The organism is Streptomyces sp. NPDC004658 (genome assembly GCF_040609555.1).
Lineage (GTDB): Bacteria > Actinomycetota > Actinomycetes > Streptomycetales > Streptomycetaceae > Streptomyces.
This window is the reverse complement of the sequence record NZ_JBEXKG010000188.1, coordinates 1-12,778: the sequence shown is the minus strand read 5'-3', so window position 1 is coordinate 12,778 and position 12,778 is coordinate 1. Positions and strand designations below refer to the sequence as shown.

The following is a 12,778-nucleotide window of genomic DNA, read 5'->3' as shown; positions in this document are numbered from 1 at the left end:
GGCGGCGGCCCTGGCCGCGTTCGCGGTGGGCGCGGCCCTGTACGCGGCGCGCGGTGCCCGACCGGAGGGGGCCGGCGGCTAGGCACGGACCAGCCGGCGCACCTCCCCCCTTCCTGCGGGCGTGCGAACGAACCGGCCCGGATCTAGGGCCTCTCGTTCGGATCATGCCGGGCTCGCGGGCCCTGGCACCGCTCCCTGATCCGGCCTGATCCAAACGAAAGACCCTAGGCGGAGATGCCGTCGATCCGGGCCAGGGCGTCGTCCGCGCCGTAGGGCTGCAGGTACGGCAACCAGCGCGGGTCGCGATGCCCCGTGCCGATGATCCGCCAGGCGAGCCCCGTCGGCGGAGCCGGTTTGTGCCGCAGCCGCCAGCCCAGTTCCACGAGGTGGCGGTCGGCCTTGACGTGGTTGCAGCGGCGGCAGGACGCCACCACGTTGTCCCAGACGTGCTTGCCCCCGCGGCTGCGCGGGATGACGTGGTCGACGCTGGTTGCGACGCCACCGCAGTACATGCACCGGCCCCCGTCGCGCGCGAACAGCGCACGGCGGGTCAGAGGAACAGGCCCCCGATAGGGGACCCGGACGAATCGCTTGAGCCGGACCACGCTGGGTGCGGGGAGGGTGACGGTTGCGCTGTGCATATAGGCGCCGGATTCCTCCAGGGAGACGGCCTTGTTCTCCAGGACGAGGACGAGCGCGCGGCGGAGCGGTACGACGCCGAGCGGCTCGTACGACGCGTTGAGGACCAGGACATGCGGCACGGGTGCCTCCTTGGGCGTCGGCGGCGCGTGGCTCGCGCCGGGACGATCTGCAGTCAGTCTCCCCTCATGCCTGGTGGACGCGCCACCATGTCCCGGTAACGGGCTGGGAGTGTTTTCGACCACATCCTGATTCATCCCCCGGATCATGGCCTGTTCAAGCCCGCGTGAGCCCTGTCTCTCCTGCACGCCTCCTGTGCGGATCGGCACGAGGCACGCACAATGCACCGTTAGTGTGGTGGTCCCGTCCGTCCGGTGACCTTTTCGTGACCTTGACCGCCCACCGGTGCGGACCGCGCAGCACCTGGGAGGTACCTGCCGTGTCGTCCCTGCCCGCCGCCGTCCTGGCCGCCGGCGCATCGCCGTCTCCCTCGCCGTCGCCGTCGGGATCGACGGCCCCGGCCGTGCCGACCCTCCAGGACGCCCAGGAGAGCGCGACGAACGCGGCGAGCTGGGTCGAGCAGAACTGGTCGACATGGCTCGCGATGGGGCTGCAGATCCTGTTGATCGTGGTCGTGGCGGTGGCGCTGCGGGCGGTGGTGCGGCGGGCGATCACCAAGCTGATCGAGCGGATGAACCGCACCGCGCAGACCGTGGACGGCAGTGCGCTGGGCGGGCTGCTGGTCAACGCCGAGCGGCGGCGGCAGCGGGCGGCGGCGATCGGTTCGGTGCTGCGGTCGGTGGCGAGCTTCCTGATCCTCGGCACGGCCGCGCTGATGGTGCTGGGCACCTTCAAGATCAACCTGGCGCCGCTGCTGGCGTCGGCCGGTGTCGCGGGTGTCGCGATCGGTTTCGGCGCGCGCAACCTGGTCACGGACTTCCTGTCCGGCGTGTTCATGATCCTGGAGGACCAGTACGGCGTCGGGGACGTGATCGACGCGGGCGTGGCGACCGGCGAGGTGATCGAGGTCGGACTGCGCGTGACCAAGCTGCGCGGTGACAACGGCGAGATCTGGTACGTCCGCAACGGCGAGGTCAAGCGGATCGGCAACCTCTCACAGGGCTGGGCGACGGCCGGGGTCGACGTGACCGTGCGGGCGAGCGAGGACCTGGACCGGGTGAAGGCCACGCTGGACGAGGTCGCCGAGAAGATGGGCAAGGAAGAGCCCTGGAACGAGCTGCTGTGGAGCCCGATCGAGGTGCTCGGCCTGGACTCCGTGCTGATCGACTCCATGGTGGTCCGGGTCTCGGCCAGGACGATGCCGGGCAAGTCGGTGACGGTGGAGCGGGAGCTGCGCTGGCGGATCAAGCGGGCGTTCGACGCGGCGAGCATCCGCATCGTGGGCGGTGCGACGGCCGTCGAGGACCAGGAGGACAGCCCCGACCCGACGGCCACGGTCGCGGCCCCGGCGGTGTACTCCGACGCGGACTCCCCGCAGTCGGCGGCGGCCACCCCGATAGTCCCGCAGCGGTCGGCGCCCCCGGGGAAGTAGCGGAACGGTTCGGCACACACGTTCGAGTGAACGGACGGGGCACTCCGGCGCGGGGAGCGCAGGGGTGCCCCATCGTTCTGCCGGGGCGCCCGCCCGGCGCCCTACCCCCCCTGGACACCGCCCCCTTCAAAGGGCTGCGCGAGGGGCACCGCCCGCGGGGGACGCGGCTGCTGTGCCGTACACGCCACCGCTCCCAGCAGCAGCACCGCCAGCCCCGTCGCCACTCGGCCGCTGCTCACCCGGTCTGCCCCAGTCTCGCCAGCTGACACAGCGCCACGAACGCGCTCGCCACCCGCTGTCCCGGCATGCCCATCAGTCCCTGGTCCGCGCGTAGCAGCAGCCGGGCCTCACCCGCCGGGCCGTCCACCGTCAGGGAGCCGGTGACCGCGTGCCGGCCGCGGAACGGGCGCCACTGGAACTCCCACGCCCCCGCCTCGTCCGTCACGTCGTACGCCCGCTCGGATCCGGTGATCCCCGCCCGCAGCCGCTCCGCCTGCCCGGCCGGGAACGCCCGTTCCTGCGTGGCGCGGAGGGCGTCCACGGTGACCGGGATGCCGGTGCCGCGCGCCCGGCGGACCAGGGCGGCGCACACGTAGAGGGCGGCGAGCAGGCTGAGGGCGGCCCACACGAGCAGGGTGACGGCGAGGTCTTCGGCGAGCGACCGGGACAGGTCCTCGTCCACGACGTCGCTCAGGGACAGCGTCGCCAGCAAGGGCAGGAAGCCCGACATCGTGGCCAGCCACAGCCTCCAGAGCAGCCTCCGGTCGACCATCCCCACCGCGCCCCATCCCCCCCATGTCCGTTCGTCGCCCGAATGTAGGCGCCGTGACCAGCGAAAACCACATCCATGACGCACTCGTGACGCACGCTTGACCCGCACCCGAACACAGATCGTCTTCACAGGAACCCCGCGTTCCGTCCGCATCCCGTGATCGTCTAGGGTCGCCTCCACAGCGGGCCCTTGTTCTGGAGCGCGACGTCGCCCGGGGGCCCGGCTCGAATGTGGGGAAACATGCGCAAGCTCGCCATCGGCGCCGCCCTGTCCGGTGCCCTGGCCCTGGCCGGACTGGCCGCGCCCGCCGCGTCGGCGGCCGGTACGCCGGACCTGACGTTCGCCGGTGTGACCGTGAACAAGGGCAAGCCGATCGTGGTCGGCGCCGCCAAGGCGGTGAACGTGCCGGTGTCGTACACCCTGACCCGGCCGAAGGACCTGGTCATCGACCAGGAGAAGACGGTGCAGGCCGTGCTGCTGTACCGGGGCACGCTGAAGTCGCCCGACAACGAGCTGGGCCCGCGGAAGGCACCCGTCTGCACGACCACCGCGACGACGGACACCACCGTCACCGAGAGCTGCACCGAGACGGTCGTCGCCGTGCCGGACCGCGACCTGTACGAGGCCGCCGACGCCGGCACCTGGAAGGCCGCCGGTGTCTACGCGCACAGCGACGGCAGCGCCTCGGACGACTACCTGCACAGCGAGAACGACCTCACCATGTGGGGCAACCTCGCCACGACGCAGGTCAAGCGCGCCGCCCGGCTGACCGTGGACGCCGCCCCGGAGCCCGTCGTCAAGGGCAGGACGCTGACCGTCAAGGGCAAGCTGACCCGCGCCACCTGGGCGACCGGCACGTACACCGGGTACAAGGGCCAGAAGGTCGTCCTGCAGTTCAAGGCGGACGGCGGCGCGTACGCGAACGTCAAGACGATCACGTCCGGCACCGGAGGCGCCCTGTCCACCACGGTGAAGGCGGCCAAGAGCGGCACCTACCGCTTCGTCTTCGCCGGAACGTCCACCACGGGCGCGAAGACGTCCGCCGGTGACCACGTGACCGTGAAGTAGCTCCGGGCACGTCCCGTACCGCGACGCCCCCGAGGTAACGACTCTGTTGCCTCGGGGGCGTTGTCTATTGACGCCCCCTTCGTCCTCGGCTTACGTTCCTCCCACCCCAATAGGAAAGTTTCCTAACAGTGATCTCCGGTGGTCGTCGATCAAGACTGGACGTCATGCCCAGGTCACTGAAAAGCTGGGCGGCTGGAAAGGCAGGTGTCGACCCCCATGGCAGGAACCGCCGGTACGCCGGGCACCCCGCGCGTCCTGCGCGCCATGAACGACCGCGCCGCCCTGGATCTGCTGCTGGAACACGGCCCGCTGTCGCGCACCCGGATCGGCAAGCTGACCGGCCTGTCCAAGCCCACCGCCTCCCAACTGCTCGCCCGCCTGGAGGCGGCCGGACTGGTCCGGGCCACCGGCACCAGCGAGGGCCGGCCGGGCCCCAACGCCCAGCTGTACGCGGTCGACCCCGCGGCCGCGTACGCCGCCGGGCTCGACGTCACCCCGCACCGCATCCGGGCCGCGGTCGCCGACATCACCGGCCGCACCGTCGGCGAGTACGAGCTGCCCACCCCCGGCCGGCGCCCGGCGCACCCCGTCGTGCGGCAGGTCACCGACGCCCTCGACGGCGCCGTCAAGGCCGCCGGGCTCGCCCGGTCCGACGTGCACCGGCTGGTCATCGGCACGCCCGGCGCCTTCGATCCCAACACCGGCCGGCTGCGCTACGCCTCCCACCTGCCGGGCTGGCACTCCCCGGCGCTGCTCGACGACCTCGCGGCGGCCCTGCCGATGCCGGTCGAGTACGAGAACGACGTCAACCTCGTCGCCATCGCCGAACAGCGGCTCGGCGCGGCCCGCGGCCACGCGGACTTCGTGCTGCTGTGGAACCAGGAGGGCCTCGGTGCCGCCCTGGTCCTCGGGGGCCGGCTGCACCGCGGCTGGACGGGCGGCGCCGGCGAGGTCGGCTTCCTGCCCGTACCGGGCACCCCGCTCGTACGGCAGGTCACCAAGGCCAACAGCGGCGGCTACCAGGAGCTGGCCGGCTCCCAGGCCCTGCCGAAGCTGGCCCGGGAACTCGGCGTCGAGGACGTGCCGTCGGGACCCTACGCCGAAGCCGCCACCGCGCTCGTCGCCCGCGCAGCCGATCACGCGAGCGGCCCGCACCGTGACCTGCTCCAGACCTACGCCACCCGGCTGGCCACCGGTCTCGCCTCGCTCGTCTCCGTCCTCGATCCCGAACTCGTCGTCCTCAGCGGCTCCGCCCTGACGGCCGGCGGCGAGGTGCTGCGCGCCCTCGTCCAGGCCGAACTGGAGGAGCTGGCCGCGGCCCGGCCGCGGCTGGTCGTGGGCGACGTCCGTGAGCACCCCGTACTGCGCGGCGCGCTGGAGTCCGCGCTCGCCGCCACCCGCGACGAGGTCTTCGACACCTCGCGCTGAGCGCCCCCTCTTTCCCGACCCGTCCCCTGGGAGACCTCGCCATGCCCACAGCCATACCCGGAGTCGCCCGAAAAGCGGCGTTTGCCCTGACTGCCTCCGCCGTGCTCCTCACCGCCGCGTGTACCGGCCAGTCCGACTCCGGTGCCACCGACGACCCCTCGAAGGACACCACGATCAACTTCTGGCACGCCTGGAGCGCGCCGAACGAGGTCAAGGCCGTCAAGTCGCTGGTCGCCGGCTTCGAGCACGCGCACCCCAACATCCACGTGAACGTCGTCGGCAACATGACCGACGACAAGATCAACCAGGCGTTGCGGGCCGGCGGCGAGAAGGCCCCGGACGTGATCTCGTCGTTCACCACCAACAACGTGGGCAAGTTCTGTTCCTCCGGCGCGCTGGTGGACCTCAACCCGTTCTTCGAGAAGTCCGGGATCGACCCGGAGAAGACGTTCCCGAAGCCGATGAACGAGTACACCCAGTTCGACGGCAACCGCTGCACGGTGCCCCTGCTCGGTGACGCGTACGGCCTCTACTACAACAAGACGGCGTTCGAGAAGGCGGGCATCGCGCACCCGCCGAAGACGTGGTCCGAGTTCGAGGCGGACGCGAAGAAACTGACGATCCCTGAGGGCAACGGGTACAAGCAGCTCGGGTTCATGCCGAACTACCACGGCTGGGAGTCCACCACCGAGCACTACCTCGGCCAGTTCTCGCCGACGTACTTCGACAAGAACGGCAAGTCGAACCTCGCCAAGGACCCCGCCTTCGAAAAGGGCTTCACGCTCCAGAAGAGGCTCGTGGACGAACTCGGCGGATTCCAGAAGCTGGAGAAGTTCCGCGCCACGCTGGGCGACGAGTGGGGCCCCAAGCACCCCTTCCACACCGGCCAGGTCGCCATGCAGCTCGACGGCGAGTGGCGGCTCGGGATGGCCGAGGAAGCGAAGCCCGGCTTCGAGATCGGGGTCGCTCCGCTGCCGGTCCCGGACGACCAGGCCGGCCAGTACGGCAAGGGCTACATCACCGGCACCATCGCGGGCATCGCCGCCACCAGCCACAAGCAGAACGCGGCCTGGGAACTGGTGAAGTACATGACCACGGACACGGACGCGGTGGTCGGCTTCGCCAACGACATCCACAACGTGCCCTCCACGCTGGCCGCGCTGAAGTCGCCGAAGCTGACGTACGACCCGCGGTTCAAGACCTTCCTGGAGATCGCCGCCAACCCGCACTCCACCACGACGCCCGCCTCCGTCAACGGCGGTGTCTACCTGGTGACGATCCAGCAGTTCGGCTACGACTACGAGAGCGGCAAGGTCACCGATCTCAAGGCCGGGCTGAGGAAGACGGCCGCGCAGATCGACACGGACATCGCGCAGGCCCAGTGATGAGCGCCGTGACCCTCGCGTCGAAACGCCGGCGCTCGGCCCTGCGCACGCTGGCCTTCATGTCCCCGTGGCTCATCGGCTTCGCGGTCTTCTTCGCGTACCCGCTGATCTCCACGGTCTACTTCTCCTTCATGCACTACGACGGCTTCCGGCCGCCGACGTGGAGTGGCGGGAAGAACTGGTCGTACGTCTTCCAGCACTACCCGCTGTTCTGGCCCGCCCTGCGCAACACGCTGTGGCTGGTCGTGATCATGGTGAGCCTGCGGGTGGTCTTCGGGCTCGGCGTCGGCCTGCTGATCACGAAGATCAAGACGGGGACGGGCGTCTTCCGCACCCTGTTCTACCTGCCGTACCTCGCCCCGCCGGTCGCGGCGACCATGGCCTTCGCCTTCCTGCTCAACCCCGGCACCGGCCCGGTGAACTCGATCCTGGAGAAGGCCGGGCTGCCGGCGCCGGGCTGGTTCAACGACCCCGCCTGGTCCAAGCCGGCGCTGACGCTGCTGGCGCTGTGGGGCGTCGGCGACCTGATGGTCATCTTCATGGCCGCGCTGCTCGACGTACCGACGGAGCAGTACGAGGCGGCCGAGCTGGACGGGACCTCGGCCTGGCAGCGCTTCCGGTACGTGACCCTGCCGAACATCTCCCCGATCGTGATGTTCGCCGTCGTCACCGGGGTGATCCAGACCATGCAGTACTACACCCAGCCGCTGGTCGCCGGGAAGGTCGCCTCCGGCGTGATCCAGGGCGCCGGCACCCAGTTCGAGCCCGGCTACCCCGACAAGTCCACGCTCACCCTCCCCCAGCTCGTCTACAACCTCGGCTTCCAGCGCTTCGACTACGGCTCGGCGTGCGTGGTGGCGCTCGTGCTGTTCGCCCTGTCGATGGCGTTCACCGCGCTGCTGATGCGGCGCCGGGGCGGCCTGATCCAGGCAGGTGACTGACCATGACCCAAGTACTGGACCCGCCGGTGAAGCCGGCGCCGCTCGTCACCGGAGCCGAGCGCACGGCCCGCCGCCGGGCGGCGCTGGAGTGGATCGCGGTCCACTCGCTCGGCGTGGCCGCCGCGCTGTTCTTCACGCTGCCGTTCGTGTTCGTGCTCCTCACCTCGCTGATGAGCGACAGCCAGGCCCTCAGCCGGGACCTGATCCCGCACACCTGGGAGTGGGGCAACTACCGGAAGGTCTTCGACACGCCCGGCTTCCTCACCTGGTGGAGGAACACGCTGGTCTATGCCGGCCTCGGCACCGTGCTGACCGTGGTCTCGTCGATCCCGGTGGCGTACGCGCTCGCCAAGTTCCGCTTCCGGGGCCGCAACCTGTCGCTCATGCTGGTGATCTCGATGATGATGCTGCCCCCGCAGGTGGTCGTCATCCCGATGTACCTCTTCTGGGCGAAACAGCTGGACCTGTCGGGCACGCTGTGGCCGCTGATCGTCCCGATGGCGTTCGGGGACGCGTTCTCCATCTTCCTGCTGCGCCAGTTCCTGATGACGATCCCGAACGAGTACCTGGACGCGGCGAAGGTGGACGGCTGCGGCGACCTGCGCACCCTGCTGCGGGTGGTCCTGCCCATGGCGAAGCCGGGCATCGCCGCCGTCGCCCTCTTCCAGTTCTTCTACGCCTGGAACGACTACTTCGGCCCGCAGATCTACGCGTCCGAGAACCCCGGCGCCTGGACGCTGTCCTACGGCCTGGAGTCCTTCAAGGGCGCCCACCACACCGACTGGAACCTCACCATGGCCGCCACCGTGCTGGTCATGGCCCCCGTGATCCTCGTGTTCTTCTTCGCCCAGAAGGCGTTCGTCGAGGGCGTCACCCTCACCGGAGTAAAGGGTTGAACTGGTTATGAAACTCACCGTGGTCGGCGGCGGCTCGACCTACACACCGGAACTCGTCGACGGCTTCGCGCGCCTGAGGGACACCCTGCCCATCGAGGAACTGGTCCTCGTCGACCCCGCCGGGGACCGCCTGGAACTGGTCGGCGGCCTGGCCCGGCGGATCTTCGCCAAGCAGGGCCACGGCGGCCGGATCGTCACGACGTCCGACCTGGACGCGGGAGTCGACGGCGCCGACGCCGTCCTGCTCCAGCTGCGCGTCGGCGGCCAGGCCGCCCGGCAGCAGGACGAGACCTGGCCGCTGGAGTGCGGCTGCATCGGCCAGGAGACCACCGGCGCGGGCGGCCTGGCCAAGGCCCTGCGCACCGTCCCGGTGGTCCTGGACATCGCCGAACGGGTCCGCCGCAGCAACCCGCGCGCGTGGATCATCGACTTCACCAACCCGGTCGGCATCGTCACCCGCGCCCTGCTCCAGGCCGGGCACCGGGCGGTCGGCCTGTGCAACGTGGCGATCGGCTTCCAGCGCAAGTTCGCGGCCCTGCTGGGCACGGCCCCGGCGGATGTGCACCTGGCCCATGTGGGTCTGAACCACCTCACCTGGGAAACCGGTGTGCGTCTGGGCGGACCGGAGGGTGAGAACGTCCTGCCGAAGCTCCTGGCCGAGCACGGCGAGGCCATCGCCGACGACGTCCGCCTCCCCCGCCCGCTGCTGGACCGCCTCGGCGTCGTCCCCTCCTACTACCTGCGCTACTACTACGCTCACGACGAGGTCGTCCGGGAACTGCGCTCGAAGCCGTCGCGGGCGGCCGAGGTGGCGGCGATGGAGCGCGAACTCCTGGCGATGTACGGCGACCCGGCCCTGGACGAGAAGCCGGCCCTTCTGGCCAAGCGCGGGGGAGCCTTCTACTCGGAGGCGGCCGTGGACCTGGCGGCGGCCCTGCTGGGCGCCGGAGGCAGCCCCTACCAGGTGGTGAACGCGCTCAACCGGGGCACACTGCCCTTCCTCCCGGACGACGCGGTGATCGAGGTGCAGGCGGCGGTCGGCCCGGCGGGCCCGGTCCCGCTCCCGGTCCCCGACCTGGACCCGCTCTTCTCCGGGCTGATCGCGAACGTGACGGCGTACGAGGACCTGGCCCTGGAGGCGGCCCTGCGCGGCGGCCGGGACCGCGTCTTCCGCGCGCTGCTGGCGCACCCCCTGATCGGCCAGTACGCGTACGCCGACGCCCTCACCGACCAGCTGATCGCACACAACCGGGAGCACCTCGCGTGGGCCTGACCGCACCCGACCCGCGCACGGTCCTCGCCATCGACGCGGGCAACAGCAAGACCGACGTGGCCGTGGTCACCGCCGCCGGCGAGGTGCTGGCCACGGCCCGCGGCGGCGGCTTCCGGCCGCCCGCGGTCGGCGTGGCCGCGGCGCTGGAGGCGCTGGCGGAACCGGTGGCCCGGGCGTTCGCGGACGCCGGGGTCGCCTCCGTGAGCCATGTCGCGGCCTGTCTGGCCAACGCCGACCTCCCGGTGGAGGAGGAGCAGTTGGCGGCCGCGCTGCGCGCACGCGGGTGGGGCGCGTCGGTGGAGGTCCGCAACGACACCTTCGCGATCCTGCGCGCGGGCGTCGCCGAGCCCCGCGGGGTGGCGGTGGTGTGCGGGGCCGGCATCAACTGCGTGGGCATGCGCCCCGACGGCCGTACCGCCCGCTTCCCGGCCATCGGCCGTATCTCCGGCGACTGGGGCGGCGGCTGGGGCCTGGCGGAGGAGGCCCTGTGGCACGCGGCCCGCGCGGAGGACGGGCGCGGCGGGCCGACCTCGCTGGCCCGCACCCTGCCCGCGCACTTCGGCCTGCCGACCATGTACGCCCTCATCGAGGCGCTGCACCTGGAGCACGTGGACCACGACCGCCGGCACGAGCTGACCCCGGTCCTGTTCGCCACGGCGGCGGACGGCGACCCGGTGGCCCGCGCGATCGTCACCCGGCTCGCGGAGGAGGTGACGGTGATGGCCACGGTCGCCCTGACCCGCCTGGACCTGCTCGACGAGGAGACCCCGGTCCTCCTCGGCGGCAGCGTCCTCACCGCCGGCCACCCCCAGCTGAACGACACCGTCCGCACCCTGCTCGCGGCCCGCGCCCCCAAGGCCGACGTCCGCGTGGTGACGGCGAGCCCGGTCCTCGGAGCGGCGCTCCTGGGACTGGACCGGCTGGGGGCGGACGCGGAGGCGCAGGAGCGGGTGCGGGGCCACTGGGAGGCGGGCCGATCCTGAGTCGTCCCGCGGGCGGAGCGGGGCAACAATGTGACCAGAGGCGGGGACCCGACCTCGGGAGGCGTCATGAGCACATCAGCCGAGCCAAGAGTGTCCGGTCTCGAGGTCCGGTCGATCGACTACGTGCCGCTGGACGAGCGGCACGGCAAGCTCTGGCATCTGGGGCCGCTGTGGTTCATGTCCAACGCGCAGATCGCCACCCTGGCGGTCGGGCTGGTCAGCATCACCCAGGGCGGAAACCTCATCTGGTCCCTGCTGGCCATCGTCTCGGGCACCGTGATCGGCACCTTCTTCATGGCCTTCCACTCCGCCCAGGGCCCCCAGCTGGGGCTGCCGCAGATGATCCAGTCACGGCCCCAGTTCGGCTACGTCGGCGCGCTGCTGGTGTGGCTGTTCGCCTATGTGCAGTACGCCGGGTTCAACGTCTTCAACAGCATCCTCGCCGCCGGCGCCCTGCACACCACGCTGCACGGCGGCGTCAAGTGGTGGGTCGTCGTGGTGACGGTCGTCGCGCTCGTGGTCGCGCTGGTGGGCTACGACGTCATCCACAAGGCCGAGCGGGTCCTGACGTACACCTTCCTGGTGATCTTCGGGATCTTCACCGTGGGCGTCCTGGTCACCCTGCACTACCCGGCGGGCTCCTTCGACCTCGGCGGCTTCCGGTGGACGCCGTTCCTCGCGCAGTTCGGCGTGGTCGCGGGCTACCAGATCAGCTGGGCCATCTACGTCTCCGACTACTCCCGTTACCTCCCCCCGGACGTGACCGTCCGCAAGACCTTCTACTGGACCTACTTCGGCTCCGCGCTGGGCGGCATCTGGCTGATGGTGCTCGGGGCGCTGCTGGCGGCCTGGGCGGGCCCGAAGACCTTCCAGACGATCCCGGCGATCGACTCCGCGGGGGACAAGGTGTTCACCGGGTTCGGCGCCGTCGTGCTGCTGTTCTCGGCCCTCGGCCTGGTCTCGGTGACCGCGCTGAACATGTACGGCGGATCCCTCACCCTCATCAGCGCCATCGACTCGTTCAAACGGGTCCGGCCGACGCTCGCCGTACGGCTGGTCACCCTCGGCCTCACCGCCGCGCTCTCCCTGGCCGGCGCGCTGGCCGCGACGTCGAACTTCCTGGCGAACTTCGAGAACTTCCTGCTCCTGGTGCTGTACCTGTTCATCCCGTGGACCGCGGTGAACCTCATGGACTACTACGTGGTGCGCCGCGGCCACTACGCCATCGCCGAGATCTTCAACCCGCACGGCATCTACGGCCGCTGGGGCTGGCACGGCATCATCGCCTACCTCGTCGGCTTCGCCGCCATGGTCCCGTTCTTCTCCGTCGGCACCCTGTACGTCGGCCCCGCCGCGAAGGCGCTGGGCGGCGCCGACATCTCCCTCTTCGTCGGCCTCCCCGTCTCCGCCCTCCTGTACTGGTGGCTGACCCGGTCGATCGACGTGGAGGCGGAGACGCGCCTGGCGACAGCGGAGGCGGCTGCCCTGGAACAGGCCGCCCACGAGCACCGCGAGCCGTGAGCCCGACCCCGGCCGGCCCGCCGCCGGGGAACCGATCGCCCGTCACCAGCGTGTTCCAGCACGGGGGGTGGTGCGTCCGCCGGTACGCGCCCCCGGGGCACGCTGCGATCCGATCAAGATCCAGTGAAGGCCGGTGCGCAATGTCAGTGCGGGCGGTGATACTGGGCGGCGTACGGATGACCATGGGGGAGGTCGAGTGACACACCCGCCGAAGAGCAGCGCGGCGCCACCGCCGGCCGGGTCCGCCCTCGTGGCCGGCGCCCCCGGCACCGCCGGCAAAGATCATCAAGGACCTGGGCATCTGACCCCGCCCGCTGTAC

The 12,778-nt window shown here is 70.9% G+C and carries 11 protein-coding genes; 9 read left to right on the top strand and 2 right to left on the bottom strand.

Going from position 1 to position 12,778, the window contains the following annotated elements; genetic code table 11:
- Positions 1-224: 224 nt before the first annotated feature.
- Positions 225-761: an HNH endonuclease gene (locus ABZV94_RS36055; RefSeq protein ID WP_014672759.1), complete on the bottom strand. Its 537-nt coding sequence runs from the start codon at positions 759-761 to the stop codon at positions 225-227.
- Positions 762-1,078: 317 nt separating this feature from the next.
- On the opposite strand from ABZV94_RS36055, the gene ABZV94_RS36050 reads away from it, so the two are divergent.
- On the top strand, positions 1,079-2,191 hold the full coding sequence (locus tag ABZV94_RS36050; RefSeq protein WP_356348217.1) for a mechanosensitive ion channel family protein: 1,113 nt from the start codon (positions 1,079-1,081) through the stop codon (positions 2,189-2,191).
- A 235-nt stretch (positions 2,192-2,426) separates the two neighbouring features.
- On the opposite strand, the gene ABZV94_RS36045 is transcribed toward ABZV94_RS36050, so the two are convergent.
- Positions 2,427-2,963 (bottom strand): hypothetical protein, encoded by a 537-nt coding sequence (locus ABZV94_RS36045; RefSeq protein WP_356348220.1) that lies wholly within the window; start codon positions 2,961-2,963, stop codon positions 2,427-2,429.
- 240 nt (positions 2,964-3,203) lie between these two features.
- On the opposite strand from ABZV94_RS36045, the gene ABZV94_RS36040 reads away from it, so the two are divergent.
- From ABZV94_RS36040 to ABZV94_RS36005, 8 genes are all read left to right on the top strand, one after another.
- Positions 3,204-4,031 (top strand): hypothetical protein, encoded by an 828-nt coding sequence (locus tag ABZV94_RS36040; RefSeq protein ID WP_356348214.1) that lies wholly within the window; start codon positions 3,204-3,206, stop codon positions 4,029-4,031.
- Between the two features lie 216 nt (positions 4,032-4,247).
- Positions 4,248-5,459 carry an ROK family transcriptional regulator gene (locus ABZV94_RS36035; RefSeq protein ID WP_356348212.1) on the top strand — a complete coding sequence of 404 codons (1,212 nt, stop codon included), beginning with the start codon at positions 4,248-4,250 and terminating at the stop codon, positions 5,457-5,459.
- Positions 5,460-5,500: 41 nt separating this feature from the next.
- Complete coding sequence (locus ABZV94_RS36030; RefSeq protein ID WP_356348209.1) at positions 5,501-6,844, top strand: ABC transporter substrate-binding protein; 1,344 nt, start codon at positions 5,501-5,503, stop codon at positions 6,842-6,844.
- Positions 6,844-7,785, top strand: coding sequence for a sugar ABC transporter permease (locus tag ABZV94_RS36025; RefSeq protein ID WP_356348207.1), 942 nt, complete (start codon positions 6,844-6,846; stop codon positions 7,783-7,785). Before ABZV94_RS36030 ends, ABZV94_RS36025 begins: the two co-directional genes overlap by 1 nt.
- Before the next feature lie 2 nt (positions 7,786-7,787).
- Positions 7,788-8,681, top strand: a complete 894-nt coding sequence (locus ABZV94_RS36020) for a carbohydrate ABC transporter permease (RefSeq protein WP_356348204.1) — start codon at positions 7,788-7,790, stop codon at positions 8,679-8,681.
- A gap of 7 nt (positions 8,682-8,688) precedes the next feature.
- On the top strand, positions 8,689-9,954 hold the full coding sequence (locus tag ABZV94_RS36015; protein WP_356348201.1) for a 6-phospho-beta-glucosidase: 1,266 nt from the start codon (positions 8,689-8,691) through the stop codon (positions 9,952-9,954).
- Positions 9,945-10,937 (top strand): BadF/BadG/BcrA/BcrD ATPase family protein, encoded by a 993-nt coding sequence (locus ABZV94_RS36010; protein ID WP_356348198.1) that lies wholly within the window; start codon positions 9,945-9,947, stop codon positions 10,935-10,937. Before ABZV94_RS36015 ends, ABZV94_RS36010 begins: the two co-directional genes overlap by 10 nt.
- Before the next feature lie 66 nt (positions 10,938-11,003).
- Positions 11,004-12,458, top strand: a complete 1,455-nt coding sequence (locus ABZV94_RS36005) for a cytosine permease (RefSeq protein ID WP_356348196.1) — start codon at positions 11,004-11,006, stop codon at positions 12,456-12,458.
- Positions 12,459-12,778 lie beyond the last annotated feature (320 nt).